Annotated in this window: 19 protein-coding genes; 8 read left to right on the plus strand and 11 right to left on the minus strand. The window is 65.8% G+C overall.

Annotated features, from left to right (window positions below; translation table 11 throughout):
- From ABD767_RS06580 to ABD767_RS06590, 3 genes are all read left to right on the plus strand, one after another.
- On the plus strand, window positions 1-178 hold a 178-nt coding region (locus tag ABD767_RS06580; RefSeq protein ID WP_344869006.1), incomplete at its 5' end, for an FAD-binding protein.
- Window positions 179-255: 77 nt separating this feature from the next.
- A complete protein-coding gene (locus ABD767_RS06585; RefSeq protein WP_344868888.1) occupies window positions 256-2,046 on the plus strand; it encodes an acyl-CoA dehydrogenase in 1,791 nt (596 codons plus the stop codon).
- An 86-nt stretch (window positions 2,047-2,132) separates the two neighbouring features.
- The gene (locus tag ABD767_RS06590; RefSeq protein WP_103046454.1) at window positions 2,133-3,110 is read left to right on the plus strand and encodes a nitronate monooxygenase; all 978 of its coding nucleotides are present in this window, start codon (window positions 2,133-2,135) and stop codon (window positions 3,108-3,110) included.
- Window positions 3,111-3,189: 79 nt separating this feature from the next.
- Here ABD767_RS06590 and rnk read toward each other — a convergent pair whose 3' ends face one another.
- Complete coding sequence (gene rnk, locus ABD767_RS06595; RefSeq protein WP_103046453.1) at window positions 3,190-3,597, minus strand: nucleoside diphosphate kinase regulator; 408 nt, start codon at window positions 3,595-3,597, stop codon at window positions 3,190-3,192.
- A 294-nt stretch (window positions 3,598-3,891) separates the two neighbouring features.
- Here rnk and ABD767_RS06600 point away from each other — a divergent pair, with 294 nt between their 5' ends.
- On the plus strand, window positions 3,892-5,025 hold the full coding sequence (locus ABD767_RS06600; protein WP_103046452.1) for a PA0069 family radical SAM protein: 1,134 nt from the start codon (window positions 3,892-3,894) through the stop codon (window positions 5,023-5,025).
- 24 nt (window positions 5,026-5,049) lie between these two features.
- Here the strand turns inward: ABD767_RS06600 and ABD767_RS06605 are convergent, their stop codons facing one another.
- From ABD767_RS06605 to ABD767_RS06650, 10 genes are all read right to left on the minus strand, one after another.
- Entirely contained in the window at window positions 5,050-5,730 is a 681-nt protein-coding gene (locus ABD767_RS06605; protein WP_103046451.1) for a class I SAM-dependent methyltransferase, read from the minus strand.
- 16 nt (window positions 5,731-5,746) lie between these two features.
- A complete protein-coding gene (fghA, locus tag ABD767_RS06610; RefSeq protein ID WP_103046450.1) occupies window positions 5,747-6,622 on the minus strand; it encodes an S-formylglutathione hydrolase in 876 nt (291 codons plus the stop codon).
- A 5-nt stretch (window positions 6,623-6,627) separates the two neighbouring features.
- On the minus strand, window positions 6,628-7,743 hold the full coding sequence (locus tag ABD767_RS06615; protein WP_103046449.1) for an S-(hydroxymethyl)glutathione dehydrogenase/class III alcohol dehydrogenase: 1,116 nt from the start codon (window positions 7,741-7,743) through the stop codon (window positions 6,628-6,630).
- A 223-nt stretch (window positions 7,744-7,966) separates the two neighbouring features.
- Window positions 7,967-9,262 (minus strand): citrate synthase, encoded by a 1,296-nt coding sequence (locus tag ABD767_RS06620; RefSeq protein ID WP_103043767.1) that lies wholly within the window; start codon window positions 9,260-9,262, stop codon window positions 7,967-7,969.
- Window positions 9,263-9,344: 82 nt separating this feature from the next.
- Complete coding sequence (locus ABD767_RS06625) at window positions 9,345-9,617, minus strand: FAD assembly factor SdhE (protein WP_425549904.1); 273 nt, start codon at window positions 9,615-9,617, stop codon at window positions 9,345-9,347.
- A gap of 5 nt (window positions 9,618-9,622) precedes the next feature.
- Complete coding sequence (locus ABD767_RS06630; protein ID WP_103043769.1) at window positions 9,623-10,327, minus strand: succinate dehydrogenase iron-sulfur subunit; 705 nt, start codon at window positions 10,325-10,327, stop codon at window positions 9,623-9,625.
- Window positions 10,328-10,357: 30 nt separating this feature from the next.
- Window positions 10,358-12,163 carry a succinate dehydrogenase flavoprotein subunit gene (gene sdhA / locus ABD767_RS06635; protein ID WP_103043770.1) on the minus strand — a complete coding sequence of 602 codons (1,806 nt, stop codon included), beginning with the start codon at window positions 12,161-12,163 and terminating at the stop codon, window positions 10,358-10,360.
- A gap of 46 nt (window positions 12,164-12,209) precedes the next feature.
- Window positions 12,210-12,575, minus strand: coding sequence for a succinate dehydrogenase, hydrophobic membrane anchor protein (sdhD, locus tag ABD767_RS06640; RefSeq protein WP_103043771.1), 366 nt, complete (start codon window positions 12,573-12,575; stop codon window positions 12,210-12,212).
- Between the two features lie 27 nt (window positions 12,576-12,602).
- Window positions 12,603-13,037, minus strand: coding sequence for a succinate dehydrogenase, cytochrome b556 subunit (gene sdhC / locus ABD767_RS06645; protein WP_103043772.1), 435 nt, complete (start codon window positions 13,035-13,037; stop codon window positions 12,603-12,605).
- A gap of 142 nt (window positions 13,038-13,179) precedes the next feature.
- Entirely contained in the window at window positions 13,180-13,968 is a 789-nt protein-coding gene (locus ABD767_RS06650) for a UTRA domain-containing protein (protein ID WP_103043821.1), read from the minus strand.
- 201 nt (window positions 13,969-14,169) lie between these two features.
- Between ABD767_RS06650 and ABD767_RS06655 the strand changes: the two genes are divergently transcribed.
- Genes ABD767_RS06655 through ABD767_RS06670 form a run of 4 tightly spaced genes read left to right on the plus strand, consistent with a single transcriptional unit; the run spans window position 14,170 to window position 17,583 of the window.
- The gene (locus ABD767_RS06655; protein ID WP_103043773.1) at window positions 14,170-15,156 is read left to right on the plus strand and encodes a malate dehydrogenase; all 987 of its coding nucleotides are present in this window, start codon (window positions 14,170-14,172) and stop codon (window positions 15,154-15,156) included.
- Window positions 15,157-15,165: 9 nt separating this feature from the next.
- Complete coding sequence (gene tam / locus ABD767_RS06660; protein ID WP_103043774.1) at window positions 15,166-15,960, plus strand: trans-aconitate 2-methyltransferase; 795 nt, start codon at window positions 15,166-15,168, stop codon at window positions 15,958-15,960.
- Entirely contained in the window at window positions 15,957-16,973 is a 1,017-nt protein-coding gene (locus tag ABD767_RS06665) for an aldolase/citrate lyase family protein (RefSeq protein ID WP_103043775.1), read from the plus strand. The genes tam and ABD767_RS06665 overlap by 4 nt, the downstream gene beginning before the upstream one ends.
- 34 nt (window positions 16,974-17,007) lie before the next feature.
- Window positions 17,008-17,583, plus strand: coding sequence for a hypothetical protein (locus tag ABD767_RS06670; RefSeq protein WP_103043776.1), 576 nt, complete (start codon window positions 17,008-17,010; stop codon window positions 17,581-17,583).
- Window positions 17,584-17,671 lie beyond the last annotated feature (88 nt).

The raw sequence follows: 17,671 nt of genomic DNA on the forward strand, positions 1-17,671 counted from the left end.
CCAGCTGTACATTGCCTGCGGCATCTCGGGTGCGATCCAGCACCTGGCGGGGATGAAGGACAGCAAGGTGATCGTTGCGATCAACAAGGACGCGGAGGCGCCGATCTTTGGCGTGGCCGACTATGGGCTGGAGGCGGATTTGTTTGCGGCCGTGCCGGAACTGGTCAAGGCCCTGTAAGAATCTGCACAGCAGCCAAGGCATCGTGCGCGATGCCTTTTTTTCATCCGATTTCCCGATCCCCGTTGGAGAGCCCCATGAGCTATACCGCCCCCGTCAAGGATTTGCTGTTTGCCATCGAACACCTGGCACAGATTGACCAGGTTGCGCAACTGCCCGGTTTTGAAGACGCCGGCCTGGACACGGCCGCCGCTGTGCTCGAAGAGTGCGCCCGCTTCAACCAGGACGTGATCGCGCCGCTCAACCGCGTGGGCGACGAGCACCCCTCGTCCTTTCAAGACGGCGTGGTCACGACGACCGAGGGTTTCAAGCAGGCCTACCGCCAGTTCACCGAAGGCGGTTGGCAAGGGTTGCAGCACCCGGCTGATTTTGGCGGCCAGGGCCTGCCCAAGACGATCGGCGCGGCCTGCGGCGAGGTGCTGCACGGCGCCAACCTGAGTTTTGCCCTGTGCCCGCTGCTGACCGACGGCGCGATCGAGGCGCTCCTGATCGCCGGCAGCGACGCACTCAAGGCCACCTACCTGGAGAAGCTCGTGTCGGGCGAGTGGACCGGCACGATGAACTTGACCGAGCCGCAGGCGGGCTCGGATCTGTCGCTGGTGCGCACCCGCGCCGAGTCGCAGAAGGGCGGCACCTACAAGCTCTTCGGCACCAAGATCTTCATCACCTACGGCGAGCACGACATGGCCGAGAACATCGTCCATCTGGTATTGGCGCGCGTGGCCGGCGCGCCCGAGGGCGTCAAAGGCATCAGCCTGTTCGTCGTGCCCAAATTCCTGGTGAACCCGGATGGCAGCCTGGGCGCGAGGAACGATGTGCACTGCGTCTCCATTGAGCACAAGCTGGGCATCAAGGCCAGCCCCACAGCCGTGCTGCAATTCGGCGACCAGGGCGGCGCCGTCGGTTACCTTGTGGGCGAAGAGAACCGCGGCCTCGAATACATGTTCATCATGATGAACGCAGCGCGCTACGGCGTGGGCGTGCAGGGTATTGCGGTGGCCGAGCGCGCCTACCAGCAGGCCGTGGCCTATGCGCGCGAGCGGGTGCAAAGCCGCCCGGTCGACGGCAGCAGCAGCGCCAGCTCCACCATCGTTCACCATCCGGACGTGCGCCGCATGCTGATGACGATGCGCAGCCAGATCGAGGCCTGCCGCGCAATGGCCAGTGTCGCCGCTGCAGCCTACGATGCGGCGCATCACCATCCCGATGCGCAGATCGCCAAGGACAGCGCGGCCTTCTATGAATTCCTGGTGCCGCTGGTCAAGGGCTACAGCACCGAGATGAGCCAGGAAGCCACCAGCCTGGGCGTGCAGGTGCATGGCGGCATGGGCTTCATCGAAGAGACCGGCGCTGCCCAGCACTACCGCGACGCGCGCATTCTTACCATCTACGAAGGCACGACCGCGATCCAGGCCAACGACCTGGTCGGGCGCAAGACCGCGCGCGACGGCGGCCAGATGGCCAAGGCGGTGGCCGCGCGAATCGAAAAGACCGAGGGTGAACTGCTGGCCAGCGGAACTCCGGCCGCGCAGGCCATGGCGCGTGAGCTGGCGCGTGCGCGCGCTGCCTTTGTAGAGGTGGTTGATTTCGTTGCCACCCAGACCAGGAGCCAGCCCAACGCCGTGTTTGCCGGCAGCGTGCCCTATCTGATGCTGTCGGGCATGCTGGTGGCCGGCTGGCAGATGGCGCGTGCTCTGCTGGTGGCGCAGCAACTGTCGGCCAAGGGACAGGACGTGGCTTTCATGCAGGCGAAGATCGCGACGGCGCATTTCTACGCCGAGCACATCCTGGTGCGGGTGCATGGCCTGCGCGACGCTGTTGTGCTCGGGGGCGACAGCGCCTGTGCGCTGGCGCTGGATGCGTTCTGAGCGGTTCCTGCGCATCGTGTTTTGACCCCCGGGTGCGGGCTGCGAAGCTGCCGCCCACACCCATCCCATTCCAAGGAGACCGTCCCATGGCTCTGCCACCCGTTCTGCGCCGGCCCACGCTGCCGGTGATCGGCTCGCCACTGTTCATCATCAGCAACCCCCAGCTCGTCATCGCCCAGTGCCAGGCCGGTATCGTCGGCGCGATGCCGGCGCTCAACGCCCGCCCGGCCGAACTGCTTGACGACTGGCTGGCCGAGATCACCGAGACCCTGGCCGCCTGGGACAAGGCCCACCCCGAGCGTCCGTCGGCGCCGTTCGCCATCAACCAGATCGTGCACAAGAGCAACGACCGGCTGGAGCACGACATGCAGGTCTGCGCCAAGTACAAGGTGCCGATCGTCATCACCAGCCTGGGCGCGCGCGAGGACGTCAATCAGGCCGTCCACGGCTGGGGCGGCGTGGTGCTGCATGACGTGATCAACAACAAATTCTCCCGGAAAGCCATAGAAAAGGGCGCCGACGGCCTGATTGCGGTAGCCGCCGGCGCTGGCGGCCACGCGGGCGTGAAGAGCCCGTTTGCACTGATCCAGGAAATCCGCCAGTGGTTCGATGGCCCGCTGGCGCTGTCCGGGGCCATCGCCACCGGCGGCGGCGTGCTGGCCGCGCAGGCCATGGGGGCGGACTTCGCCTACATCGGCTCGGCCTTCATCGCCACGCACGAGGCGCGCGCCAGCGACGCCTACAAGCAGGCCATCGTCGACGCCACGTCCGACGACATCGTCTACAGCAATTTATTCACCGGCGTGCATGGCAACTACCTGGCGCCGTCGATTCGTGCGGCTGGCCTCGATCCCGACAAGCTGCCCGAGTCCGACCCGAGCAAGATGAATTTCGGCGGCGGTGCCACCAAGGCCTGGAAGGACATCTGGGGCTGCGGCCAGGGCATTGGCGCGGTCGATGCCGTCACCGGGGCAGCCGAGCTGGTCGCGCGCCTGCGCCGCGAATACCAGCAGGCCCGTGAGCGCCTGGGCCTGGCAGAGCAGGCCGACCTGGCGGTCGCCTGATCCCGCGCGCGCTGAGCCGCAGCTAAAACAACAAAGGCAGCCGAGGCTGCCTTTGTTGTTTTGGAGGCGAAGTCTTCGGTCAGCGGTGCAACTCGCCAGCGCTCTCGGGTTGGAAGGTGATCGCGTCCACGCGCACCGTCACCTGGCCCGTGGGGTTGGGCATCTCAAACTCGTCGCCCACGCTCAGGCCCAGCAGGGCAATGCCCACGGGCGCGAAGATCGATACCTTGTCGCCGGATCCATCCACTTCCTTGGGGTAGACCAGCGTGAGCGTATTGGTCTTGCCGCTTTCGATCAGCGTGAAGCGCACCGTGGAGTTCATCGTCACCACGTTGGCTGGCATGTCCTTGGGCTCCTGGATGTCGGCGCGCAGCAGCTCGGCCTCCAGCGCCTCACGACCAGGAAAGTCGGCGGTTTGCTTCTCCAGCAGGGCTTCGATACGGTCGACGTCCAGGGTCGACAGGGTGATGGCGGGTTTGCGCAACATGGTCAGGTTTCCTTGGTAATTCTGGCTGTCCGGCGAAGGGAGGCCGCCTTTGGTCTGGGCCCGGCTGGAGTGGCGCAGTGTGTGCGGCCAGCGTCCCGCCGGGGCCTTCAATGGGGTGCGGCTTCCGTTGCAAACGGACGAAAGCCCGGGCAACGGAGTTGTCCGGGCCTAGGCAAGTGGTTGGCGCCAAGCTGGCGCAGCGTCTCGGATTATCGGGGATTGTGCTGATTTTTCCAAGCATTCCCGCTGCCACCAGCAGACAACAAAATTAGAAAACTGTATATTCATACAGTTATGACGCCAATCCATCGCACGATCAACAGCGACGCCGAGGCGCCCATCAAGGGGCGGGGCGCTGCGTGCCGCATACCCCACCGTTTCGAGGCCTGGGCGCGCGAGGCGTTCGACGACGGCTGGGGCGATGGCGCGGCGGCGCAGGACGCGGCGCCCGCGCCCCGAACCCAATGGGTGTGGGAAGAAGCGCGTAGTGCGCTCACGCGCAACGATTCGCCCGACATCTTCTTCGACCAGGCGGTCAACCCCTACCGCGGCTGCGAGCACGGCTGCATCTACTGCTATGCGCGCGTCACGCACAGCTATTTGAATCTTTCGCCCGGGCTGGATTTTGAAACCCGGCTGATCGCCAAGCGCAACGTCGCGGCACTGCTGCGCGCCGAGCTTGCGCGGCCGGCCTACCGCCCCAGCGTGATCAATATCGGATCAGCCACCGACGCCTACCAGCCCATCGAGCGTCAGCTGGGGCTCACGCGCGCGCTGATCGAGGTGCTGGCCCAGGCGCGCCACCCGTTTGCCATCATCACCAAGGGCAGCGGCGTGGAGCGCGACATCGATCTGCTGGCGCCGCTGGCCCAGGCGCGCCTGGTGGCGGTGAACCTGACGATCACCACGCTGGACGCGCGCCTGGCGCGGGTGCTGGAGCCGCGCGCCGCCGCGCCGCACCGGCGGCTGCTGACCATCCGCCGGCTGGCGCAGGCGGGTATTGCCGTGGGCGTGAGCGTGGCGCCGCAAATCCCCTTCATCACCGAAGACATGGAGCAGGTGCTGGCCGCCGCGCGCGAGGCGGGCGCCAGCAGCGCGTTCTACAGCGTGGTACGCCTGCCCTGGGAGCTCAATGGCCTGATGCGTCAGTGGCTGCAGCAGCACTACCCGGAGCGCGCCGCGCGCGTGCTGGCGCGCATCCAGGATTTGCATGGCGTCGATGCGGATCAGCGCAAGGCAGGTCGCGTATACGACAGCAACCGCGCCACGCGCATGAAGGGCCAGGGGCTATGGGCAGATCTGCTGCGCCAGCGTTTCGAGCACGCCTGCCGCCAGCTGGGCCTGGTGCGCGAACGCCCACCGCTGGATGCCACGCAGTTTCGCCCGCCTGCGCCGTCAGGGCAGCAGGGGCAGGGCGTGTTGTTCTGATGCTGATCTCCAGGGGCTGAATATCTACGCTGTGACGATTGAAATCGTGAAACCGTCCCATCCCTTTTCACCGACTGTCTGGAGCGCGGTGCTGTCCAGCCTGGGATTGGCAGACAGCATGTTGGTAAAGCGTCGGACGCCCAAGACATTCGGGTCGGAGCTTGTGTCATTGACCACGGCGCCTCCTCGGACAACGTTGTCTCCAACGATCACCGACCCCGGGCGTACGAGCTTCAAGACCTGTTCGAGATAGACGGGGTTGTTTGGCTTGTCGGCATCAATAAAGACGAGATCGAATGGTCCCTGGAGCGAGCACAGCACGTCGGACGCCTCTCCCGTGCGAATCTCCACCTTGTCAGCGCACCCGGCAGCGGTGCAGTTCGCGATCGCCACTTTTGCCCGGGTCGGCTCCCGCTCGATCGATGTCACCAAGCCCCCGGCGGGTAGGGCACGAGCCATCCAGATCGTGCTGTAGCCGCCTAACGTGCCGATTTCTAGCACCTGCCTGGCCCTGGTCAATTGAACCAAGATGGCCAAGAATTTCCCCTGGACGGCGGAAACATCGTGCGCTGGCAGGCCTGCCGCAGCATTTGCGGCCAGCGCGTGCCTCAGCGCATTGTCTTGCGGCGCCAGGAGGTCGGAGAAATATGCATCCACGGCGGCCCATCGGGGTCCGTCGGCGCTGGGGTAGTCAGGTGTTCTCAAGGTGTTTTCCAGAGTTTTACGCTCCTACCTGCCGTGCGTGGTGGCGCAGATGGTCATCCATGAAGGTCTGGATGAAGTAGTAGCCGTGGTCGTAGCCGGCGTGGCGGCGCAGCGTCAGCGGCTGGCTGGCGGCGGCGCAGGCGGCCTCCAGCGCGTCGGGTTGCAACTGGTTGTCGTGCAGGAACTGGTCGGCCAGGCCCTGGTCGACCAGGATGCCGGCGGGGTAGGGCGCGCGCTCCTGCTGGCGCATCAGCAGCGTAGCGTCGTGCATGGCCCAGCGCACCGGGTCGTCGCCCAGGTAGCGCTGGAAGGCGTTGCGCCCCCAGGGGCACTGGCTGGGGTGGCTGATCGGTGCGAACGCCGACAGGCTGGCGAACACGCCGGGGTGGCGCAGCGCCAGAGTCAGCGCGCCGTGCCCGCCCATGCTGTGGCCGCACAGGCCCAGCCGCGTGGTGTCGATGGGCAGGTACTGGCCCAGCAGCGGCAGCAGCTCGTCGATCAGATAGCTTTCCATGCGCCAATGGCGTGACCAGGGCGCCTGCGTCGCGTCCAGGTAGAAGCCCGCGCCGACGCCAAAGTCCCAGTTGTCGGCCTCGCCCTCGATGCCTGCGCCGCGCGGGCTGGTGTCGGGCGCGATCAGCGCCAGGCCCAGCTGGCTGGCCAGCCGCTGGGCGCCGGCCTTGGTCATGAAGGTCTCTTCGGTACAGGTCAGGCCCGCCAGGTAGACCAGGGCCGGCACCTTGTGCGCCTGCGCGGCGACGGCTGTGGGCGGCAGGTAGACGGAAAAACGCATGGGCAGGCCAATGGTGCTGCTCGCGTGCTCGTAATAGCGCTGCGCGCCGCCAAAACAGGCGTGGGCGCTGCGCAGGGTCAGGGGGTGGTCTTTCTTCATGGCGGTCACGGTGCGTAGTGGACGACCGAGCGAATCGATTTGCCCGCGTGCATCAGGTCGAAGGCCTGGTTGATGTCGGCCAGCCCCATGGTGTGGGTGACGAAGGGTGCCAGCTGGATCTTGCCGCTCATCGCGTCTTGCACCATGCCGGGCAGCTCGCTGCGGCCCTTGACGCCGCCAAAGGCCGTGCCCAGCCAGCGCCGGCCGGTGACGAGCTGGAACGGGCGGGTGCTGATCTCCTGGCCGCTGCCTGCCACGCCGATGATGACGCTCTGGCCCCAGCCGCGGTGCGCGCACTCCAGCGCGGCGCGCATCACGTTGACGTTACCAATGCACTCGAAGCTGTGATCCACGCCCCAGCCGGTCATCTCGACGATGACCTGCTGGATCGGCTGCTCGAAATCCTTGGGGTTGACGCAGTCGGTTGCACCAAAAGTGCGGGCCAGGTCGAACTTGCCCGGATTGGTGTCGACGGCAATGATGCGCCCGGCCTTGGCAAGCTTTGCGCCCTGGATCACCGCCAGGCCGATGCCGCCCAGGCCGAACACGGCCACGCTGTCGCCTTCCTGTACCTTGGCAGTGTTCTTGACCGCGCCCAGGCCGGTGGTGACGCCGCAGCCCAGCAGGCACACCTGCTCGGGGTTGGCCTGTGGGTCGACCTTGGCGAGCGACACCTCGGCGACGACGGTGTATTCAGAAAACGTCGAGCAGCCCATGTAGTGGTAGATGGGCTGGCCGTTGTAGGAGAAGCGCGTCGTGCCGTCGGGCATCACGCCCTTGCCCTGGGTGGCGCGCACGGACACGCATAGATTGGTTTTGCCGCTCTTGCAGAACAGGCATTCGCCGCATTCGGCGGTGTACAGCGGAATGACGTGGTCGCCGGGCTTCACGCTGGTCACGCCTTCACCCACTTCGACGACGATGCCTGCGCCCTCATGGCCGAGCACTGCGGGGAAAACGCCTTCGGGGTCGTCGCCCGAGAGGGTGAAGGCGTCGGTGTGGCACACACCGGTGTGGGTGATCCTGACCAGTACCTCGCCTTTTTGCGGCGGAGCGACGTCGATCTCGACGATTTGCAGGGGTTCTCCGGCCTTGAAGGCCACGGCGGCGCGCGATTTCATTGCTCTCTCCTATTCAATCAACCCTGCACTGTAGGCCATGGCGCGCATGCGGGCGGCAAGAGACGAAAAAGCCCGCAGGCGGGTGCCTGCGGGCATTGGGGGTAGCGCGAACCAGAGTGTTATTCCATTTCCATATCAACCGATTACTTTGTCGGCTTCGCTTGTCGTGCTATAGCACTGTCTGCGCTTCGCCTTCGCGTACTCGATCGATATAGAAACGGAATTATGCGATGTCGCGGCGCGGCGAGCCGGTGAACAGCTGGCGCGGGCGGCCGATCTTGTACTCGGGGTCGGCCAGCATTTCGTTGAGCTGGGCGATCCAGCCGACGGTGCGCGCCAGCGCGAACACGCCGGTGAACAGGCTGACCGGAATGCCGATGGCACGCTGCACGATGCCGGAGTAGAAGTCCACGTTCGGGTAGAGCTTGCGCTCGACGAAGTATTCGTCTTCCAGCGCGATCTTCTCGACCTGCTTGGCCAGCGCGAACAGCGGGTCTTTTTCCAGGCCCAGTTCGGCCAGAACCTCGTTGCAGGTCTCCTGCATCAGCTTGGCGCGCGGGTCGTAGTTCTTGTAGACGCGGTGGCCAAAGCCCATCAGCTTGACGCCGCTGTTCTTGTCCTTGACCTGTTCCATGAATTCGCCGACCTTGGCGACGCCGCCGTTGGCCTGCAGGTGTTCGAGCATGTTCAGGCAGGCTTCGTTGGCGCCGCCGTGGGCCGGGCCCCACAGGCAGGCGACGCCAGCGGCAATCGCCGCGAACGGATTCGTGCCCGAGCTGCCGCACAGGCGCACGGTGGAGGTGGAGGCGTTCTGCTCGTGGTCGGCGTGCAGGATGAAGATGCGGTCCATCGCGCGCTCGATCACGGGATTGACCACGTAGTCCTCGCAGGGCGTGCCGAACATCATGCGCAGGAAGTTGCCGGCGTAGGACAGGTCGTTGCGCGGGTACATGTAGGGCTGGCCCATGCCGTACTTGTAGGCCATGGCCACCAGCGTGGGCAGCTTGGAGATCAGGCGGATGGCGGCGATCTCGCGGTGCTTGGGGTTGGTGATGTCGGTGCTGTCGTGATAGAAGGCCGACAGCGCGCCGATCAGGCCCGTCAGCACGGCCATCGGGTGGGCGTCACGGCGAAAACCGCGCAGAAAGAACTGCATCTGCTCGTGCACCATGGTGTGTTTGAGCACCAACCCGTGGAATTCGTTGCGCTGGCTGTCGTTGGGCAGCTCGCCGTTGAGCAGCAGGTAGCAGGTGTCCAGGTAGTCGCACTGGGTGGCCAGCTGCTCGATGGGGTAGCCGCGGTACAGCAGCTCGCCCTTGTCGCCGTCGATGTAGGTGATGGCCGACTGGCACGATGCCGTCGACAGAAAACCCGGATCGTAGGTGAACATGCCCGTCTGGCCATACAACTTGCGGATGTCGATGACGTCCGGACCGATGCTGCCCTGGTATACGGGAAGCTCCACGCTGGGCTTGCCGTTGCTGAACGATAGCGTCGCTTTGTTGTCTGCCAGTTTCATTTGCTGATTCCTTGGGTTGGTTGCTCTGTAAATAGTGGACACCCGATCCGGGCGCTGAGAGGTTGAGAATTTTTCCAACCTCTCAGGTGCGTTCGCGCAGCAGCTCCAGCACGGTGCGGACGGTGTCGGTGTCCAGCTCGCCTGCCGGCTCGCTGCGTCGCAGCAGCAAGTCCAGCAGGTCGTTGTCCGCCAGGTTCATCAACGTCGTGATGGCGTCGGCCTGGCTGGGCGTGATCCGCGCGCCGTGGCGGTCGAAAAAACGCTCGATGAACAAGTCGTTCTCCACCAGGCCACGGCGGCTGCGCCAGCGCAGGATGGCGATCTCGCGTTCGCCGAGCGGCTGCTCTGCGGTCATGTGCATCAGATGGCGCGGCGCACCATCAGCTCCTTGATCTTGCTGATGGCGGCGGCGGGCTTGAGGCCCTTGGGGCACACGTCCACGCAGTTCATGATGGTGTGGCAGCGGAACAGCCGGTACGGGTCTTCCAGGTTATCGAGGCGCTCGCCGGTGTGGGTGTCGCGGCTGTCGGCGATAAAGCGGTAGGCCTGCAGCAGGCCGGCGGGGCCGACGAACTTGTCCGGGTTCCACCAGAAGCTGGGGCAGGCGGTGGAGCAGCTGGCGCACAGAATGCACTCGTACAGGCCATCGAGCTCCTCGCGCTCCTCGGGCGACTGCAGGCGCTCCTTGGAGGGCGACGTCGGCTCTTCGTTTTGCAGATAGGGCTTGATCGAGTGGTACTGGTTGAAGAACTGCGTCATGTCCACGATCAGGTCGCGGATCACCGGCAGGCCCGGCAGCGGGCGCAGAACGATGTCGCCGGGCAGCGTCTTCATGTTGGTGAGGCAGGCCAGGCCGTTCTTGCCGTTGATGTTCATCGCATCCGAGCCGCACACGCCTTCGCGGCAGGAGCGGCGAAACGACAGCGACGGATCCTGCTTCTTGAGCTTGAGCAGTGCGTCCAGCAGCATGCGCTCATGGCCGTCGAGCTCGACCTGCATGGTCTGCATGTAGGGCTTGGCGTCCTTGTCCGGGTCGTAGCGGTAGATCTTGAAAGTGCGTTGCATGGTGTATTTCTTTCGTGGGACGGGCGGGCTTCAGAACGTGCGCACCTTCGGGGGGATGCTGTCTACCGTCAGCGGCTTCATGGTCACCGGCTTGTAGGTCAGGCTGTTGGTGGCGCTGTGCCACAGCGTGTGCTTGAGCCAGTTGACGTCGTCGCGGCCCAGCGGCGCGGTGGGGTGGTCGGCGGGGTGCTCGTAGTCGTCCACGGTGTGGGCGCCGCGGCATTCGTGGCGCGCGGCGGCCGACACCATCGTCGCCTGCGCCACTTCGATCATGTTGTCGACTTCCAGCGCCTCCATGCGGGCGGTGTTCCAGACCTTGGACTTGTCCTTGAGCGCGACCTGGGCCACTTGCTCGCGGATGGCGGCAATCTTCTCGACGCCTTCGTCCATGCCTTTTTGCGTGCGGAACACGCCGGCATGCGCTTGCATGGTCTGGCGGATTTCATTGGCCAGATCCTGGGCGTAGATGCCGTCCTTGGAGTTCTCCAGCTCGTTCAGGCGCGCCAGCGTGCGGTCGCAGGCGTCGGCCGGCACCTCGTGCAGGTCGCCGAAGTCCTTGACGAACTGCACGATGTGCTTGCCCGCCGACTTGCCGAAGACCAGCAGATCCAGCAGCGAGTTGGTGCCCAGGCGGTTGGCGCCGTGCACCGACACCGCGGCGCATTCGCCCACGGCGTACAGGCCGTTGACGACGTTGTTCTTCTCGCCGTCCCAGGTGACGACCTGGCCATGGATGTTGGTCGGGACGCCGCCCATCTGGTAGTGGATGGTGGGGACGACCGGGATCGGCTCCTTGGTGATGTCGACGTTGGCGAAGTTGTGGCCGATCTCCTCCACCGAGGGCAGGCGCTTGTGGATGGTCTCGGCGCCCAGGTGGTCGAGCTTCATCAGGATGTAGTCCTTGTTCGGGCCGCAGCCACGGCCTTCCTTGATCTCCTGGTCCATCGAGCGCGAGACGAAGTCGCGCGGCGCCAGATCCTTCAAGGTGGGCGCGTAGCGCTCCATGAAGCGCTCGCCGTTGCTGTTGAGCAGGATGGCGCCCTCGCCGCGGCAGCCCTCGGTCAGCAGCACGCCCGCGCCGGCCACGCCGGTGGGGTGGAACTGCCAGAACTCCAGATCCTGCAGCGGGATGCCGGCGCGCGCGGCCATGCCCAGGCCGTCGCCGGTGTTGATGAAGGCGTTGGTCGATGCGGCGAAGATGCGGCCCGCGCCCCCGGTGGCCAGCAGCACGGCCTTGGCGCGCAGTTCGTACAGGTCGCCGGTCTCCAGCTCCAGCGCGGTGACGCCGACCACGTCGCCCTGGGTGTTGCGCAGCAGATCCAGCGCCATCCACTCGACGAAGAAGTTGGTGTGCGTCTTCACGTTCTGCTGGTACAGCGTGTGCAGCATGGCGTGGCCGGTGCGGTCGGCCGCGGCGCAGGCGCGCTGCACCGGCTTCTCACCGTAGTTGGCGGTGTGGCCGCCGAAGGGGCGTTGGTAGATGGTGCCGTCGGCGTTGCGGTCGAACGGCATGCCGAAGTGCTCCAGCTCGATCACGACGTTGGGCGCCTCGCGACACATGAATTCGACGGCGTCCTGGTCGGACAGCCAGTCGCCGCCCTTGATGGTGTCGTAGAAATGATAGTGCCAGTTGTCCTCGCTCATGTTGCCGAGCGAGGCCGACACGCCGCCCTGGGCGGCGACGGTGTGCGAGCGCGTGGGGAAGACCTTGGACAGGCAGGCGACGGACAGGCCGGCGCGCGAGAGTTCAAGCGCAGCGCGCATGCCCGAGCCGCCGGCGCCGACGATCACGACGTCGAACTTGCGGACAGCAATATCTTTTTTGGTGTAGCTCATGGTGGGGTATCGAATCTGAAAAATCGTGGACGGGCGGTGCTTTGGGTTACAGGCGCCACAGCACCTGAACGGCCCAGCCGCCGCAGCTGACCAGCCAGACGGCGCTCAAAGCCTGCAGGATCAGGCGCAGGCCCGCAGGCTTGGCGTAGTCGTACCAGATGCTGTTGATGCCCACCCAGGCGTGCCAGATCAGCGCGACGATGACCGAGAAAGTCAGCGCCTTCATCCACTGCGGCGCGAAGATGCCCGACCAGGTGTCGTAGCCGATGGGGCCCGAGCTGAACAGCACCTGGCACAGCACCAGCAGGGTGAACAGGCCCAGCAGCAGCGCGCTGATGCGCTGCACCAGGAAGTCTTTCCAACCGTAGTGGGCACCGACGACGGTGCGTTTGTAGCCGTAAGTAGTCGACATGGAATGGTTCTCCTTGGATGCAACGAATCAGTACAGGCCAAACAGCTTGGCGCCCAGGATCAGCGTCAGCACGATGCTGAACGCCAGCGTGGCGACTGCGGAGTGGCGGCCGAAATCCTTGGTGGTGCGGTGCGTCACGTCCAGCACCAGGTGGCGCACGCCAGCGGCCAGGTGGTGCAGGTAGGCCCAGATCAGCGCCAGTACCACCAGCTTGATGAACCAGGCGGGCAGGATGCCCAGGCCCACGTTGAAGGCGGCGGTGAACTTGCCGAATGAGATCTCCGAGGACACCGAGGTATCGAACAGCCAGACGATGAACGGCAGCAGCAAGAACAGCAGCATGCCGCTGACGCGGTGCAGGATGGACACCAGCGCCGCCAGCGGCAGGCGGTAGGTGCGTACATCGGTGAACAGGTTCAGGTTGCGGAACTCGGGCCGCGGCTTTTTGGCGATCTCTGACATGTCGTGGGTCTTTCGTTGATGTAACTGCGTTGTAATCGGAACGGGTGCAGACAACCCAAAATTCTATTGCAATGCAGCGAAGCGCGGCGCCGTATTGTGGTCTTTGCCGTGCCGGGGGCTGCTGCGCTGGATCAGAAACGGGTCAATTCAGGGCATTGAAGTAGTAATGCGTGTCGGTGCGGTACAGGCCGCGGCGTAGCTCCATGGGCGCGTCGTTGTAGGTGTAGGCCAGGCGCTCGACGCTCAGCAGCGGCGTCGTCTCGCTCACGCCCAGCGACTGCGCCTGGGCGGCATCGGGCAGTACCGCGCGGATTTTCTCGTCGGCGCGCACCATACGCACCCCGAATTCCAGCTCGAACATCGCGTAGGTCGGCCCCTGGTAGCTGGCCATCTGCTCGGCGCTCAGGCCCTTGAAGGCCTGGCCGGGCAGCCACAATTCCTCCAGGATGGTGGGCACACCGGCAAACGCGAGAATGCGCCGCGCCAGGATGACCGTATCGCCGGTGCGCAGCGCCAGGGCGCGGGCCACGTCGGCACTGGCGCGCGCGCGGCGGCATTCGAGCACGGTACGCTGGGCCGGGCCTTCTTCGCGTGCGTCGCCCTGGTCGGGCAGCAGCTTGAGAAAGCGGTACTGCACCTGGTGCTCGGCGTGGGTGGCGACGAAGGTGCCCTTGCCCTGGCGGCGTATCACCAGGTTTTCGGCCGCCAGCTCGTCGATGGCCTTGCGCACCGTCCCCTGGCTGACGCGAAAGCGCCCGGCCAGATCCATCTCGCTCGGAATGGACTCGCCGGGCTTCCATTCGCCTTCCTGCAGGCTGCGCAGTATCAGCCCCTTGATCTGCTGGTACAGCGGGCTGAAGGCCGGCGCGACTGCGGCCGGTGCAGGCGTGCGTGCAGCAGCGGGCGTGGCGGTGGGTGGGAGGCTGGACATGGTGTGTTCGCGATGGTGCGGGCGCTGCCGGGCAGTGCGTACCTGGTGGACGATCATATCTTATATAAGACATAAGATAAATTGACCAAGACCCCGATTCAACCGTAAAATACACGACTGTTTGCGGGGCGTCGGGCTGCCTGTCAAGGGCGGCGAATGCACCCCTCGCACCTGATTTTTTAGCCCTTTTGGAGCCCTTTTATGAGCAAGAAGCCCGTCCGCGTCGCAGTCACTGGTGCTGCCGGTCAAATTGGTTATGCACTGCTGTTTCGCATTGCCTCCGGTGCCATGCTGGGTGCGGATCAGCCCGTCATCCTGCAATTGCTCGAGATTCCGGACGAAAAGGCGCAGAACGCGCTCAAGGGCGTGATCATGGAGCTGGAAGACTGCGCCTTCCCGCTGCTGGCCGGCATCGAGGCCCACTCTGATCCGATGACCGCGTTCAAGGACACCGATTACGCGCTGCTGGTCGGTGCCCGCCCGCGCGGCCCCGGCATGGAGCGCTCCGACCTGCTGGCTGCCAATGCCCAGATCTTCACCGCCCAGGGCAAGGCGCTGAACGCCGTGGCCAGCCGCAACGTCAAGGTGCTGGTCGTGGGCAACCCCGCCAACACCAACGCCTACATCGCGATGAAGAGCGCGCCCGACCTGCCGCGCGAGAATTTCACCGCCATGCTGCGCCTGGATCACAATCGCGCCGCCAGCCAGATCGCCACCAAGATGGGCGTGGCCGTGGGCGACATCGAGAAGCTGTGCGTCTGGGGCAACCACTCGCCCACCATGTACGCCGACTACCGCTTCGCCACGGTCAACGGCAAGTCGGTGAAGGACGCGATCAACGACCAGGACTGGAACGCCAACGTGTTCCTGCCCACCGTCGGCAAGCGCGGCGCGGCCATCATTGCTGCGCGCGGCCTGTCCTCGGCTGCGTCGGCCGCCAACGCCGCCATCGACCACATGCACGACTGGGCTCTGGGCACGGGCGGCAAGTGGGTCACGATGGGCATCCCATCCAACGGCGAATACGGCATTCCCAAGGATGTGGTGTTCGGCTTCCCGGTCACGACCGAGGGCGGCAAGTACACCATCGTCAAGGATCTGCCGATTGATGCCTTCTCGCAGGAGTGCATCAACAAGACCCTGGCCGAGCTGCAGGGCGAGCAGGACGGCGTCAAGCACCTGCTGTAAGCAACGCCCATGCAGGACTGGAACCCCGCGCTGTACCTGCGCTTTGCCGACGAGCGTGCGCGCCCGGCGGCAGAGCTGCTGGCGCGGGTGCCGCTGATCCAGGCCCGCCGCGTGGCGGATCTGGGCTGCGGCCCGGGCAATTCCACGGCCCTGCTGCTGCAGCGCTTTGCCGGCGCGCAGGCCACCGGCGTCGACAACTCCCGGGCCATGCTGGCGCAGGCGCGCCGGCAGCTGCCGCAGGCGGGCTTCGTGCTGGCCGACATGGCCGGGTGGGAGCCGGCCGCCAATGAGCGCCCCGACCTGATCTTTGCCAACGCCTCGCTGCAATGGGCGGCGGATCACGAGGTGCTGTTCCCGCGCCTGTTCTCCTGCCTTGCGCCCGGCGGCGTTCTGGCCGTGCAGATGCCCGACAACCTGGGCGAACCCGTGCACCGGCTGGTGCGCGAGGTGGCCGCCCTGCCGCAATACGCCAGCCATATCGGCGCAGATGCCGCGCAGGCGCGCACCGCGTTGCTGCCTGCTGCCGCCTATTACGACCTGCTGGCAGCCCCCGCAATGGCCGCCGCGTCGGTCGATGTCTGGCACACCATTTACCAGCAGCCGCTGGCCTCGCCTGCGGCCATCGTGCAGTGGGTGCGGGGCGCGGGCATCAAGCCCTTCGTCGACGCGCTGCCCACTGCATTGCAGGCGCCCTTTCTGGCCGAGTACGAGCGCCGCATCGACGCTGCCTACCCGGCGCGCACCGACGGCACCCGCCTGCTGGCCTTCCCCCGTATTTTCATCGTCGCGCAACGCAAGCCATGACCCCTCTGTCCAGTGCCCACCCCGCCCAGGTTCTGCGCGATGCGCAGGCCGGCGCCGTCGTGCTGCCCGTGTGCGACCACTACAGCGGCGTCGAGCAGCGCATGGTCAAGAGCCTGCAGCTGCAGGCCGAGATGACCGCCGAATTCGGTCACTGCGTATTCGACGTCACGCTGGACTGCGAGGACGGCGCGCCCGTGGGGCAGGAGAGGGCGCACGCCGAGCTGGTGGCCCGCCTGGCCGGGCAGGCCGCGCCCGAGGCACGCGTCGCGGTGCGCGTGCACACGGTGGATCACCCGGCATTTTTCGACGATATCGCCATCATCGCCGGCCAGGCCGGCCGTCGCCTGACGCACATCATGCTGCCCAAGGTCGAGTCGGTCGACGACGTGCTGGTCGCCGAGCGCGCGCTGGCCGCGGCCGGCTGCCCCGATCTGGCGCTGCATGCGCTGATAGAGTCGCCCGCTGCGGTGCAGCAGGCCTTCGACATTGCCGCGCACCCGCGCATCCAGAGCCTGAGCTTCGGGCTGATGGACTTCGTCTCGGCGCATGGCGGTGCCATTCCCGCCAGCGCCATGGGTTCGAGCGGGCAGTTCGCGCACCCGCTGGTACTGCGCGCCAAGCTGGAGATCGCCAGCGCCTGCCACGCCCATGGCAAGGTGCCGTCGCACTGCGTGGTGACCGAGTTCAAGGACGCTGCAGCGATGCAGGCGGCCGCCGCGCATGCCGCGCAGCAGCTGGGCTACACCCGCATGTGGAGCATCCACCCGGCGCAGATCCGCCCCATTCTTGCTGCGTTTGCGCCGCAGGACGCGGAGATCGCCCAGGCCGCGCGCATTCTGGTGGCCGCCGCCGGCGCCGACTGGGCGCCGATCAGCGACGACGGCGTGCTGCACGACCGCGCCAGCTACCGCTATTTCTGGCAGGTGCTTGAACGCGCCTGGCGTACCGCGCGCCCGTTGCCGGACGGCGTCAAGCCATGGTTTGAGGCCGTTGGTGCGGGTGCCGACTCGTAAAATGGGAAGTCTCTTTCTCCTTGTGGATGCAACCATGAAGATCTTCACCACCTGCGCTGCCCTGGCCCTGTTTTGCGGCCTGGCCGTCGCCCAGCCCCAGCAGGCGCAGCCGCGTGCCAAGGCCGCAGCGACTGCGGCCAAGCCAGCGGCTAAAACGGCCAAGACGGCGCCCAAGAGCGCCCGCAAGGCAGTCGTGGCGACGGCTACACCAGCGGCGGCCGCGGTGGTCGCTGCGGTCGTCGCCGATACCCCGCTCACCGATGAGCAGCGCACGATTGCGCAAGAAGTGCATACCGGCCGTATTCCGTGCGAGCTGGGTGCCTTCGTCAACATCGAGCACGATGCGCAGTCGCCGGGGCGCTTTCATGTGTACGGAAAAAATTTCAAATACCACATGACGCCGGTGGCCACCTCCACAGGTGCGGTGCGCATGGAAGACGAGCGCGCCGGTGCCATCTGGGTACAGATTGCCAACAAATCCATGCTGCTGAACCAGAAACTGGGCCAGCGCATGGCCGATGAATGCCATAGCGCGCAGCAGATGGCGGTGGTCGAGGCCTACAAGACCAATCCGCCGCCCAGCCTGATCGACGCGCTGCCGCAGAAATAAGCCCGAGCACGCCGCGCGACGGTGGTTGGTGCGCCCGCTTGCGGGCGGGTGCGCCCAGCGCAGTGTTGCCCCACGATTGAAGAACCCA

Source organism: Comamonas faecalis (assembly GCF_039538025.1).
GTDB classification, from domain to species: Bacteria; Pseudomonadota; Gammaproteobacteria; order Burkholderiales; family Burkholderiaceae_C; genus Comamonas_C; species Comamonas_C faecalis.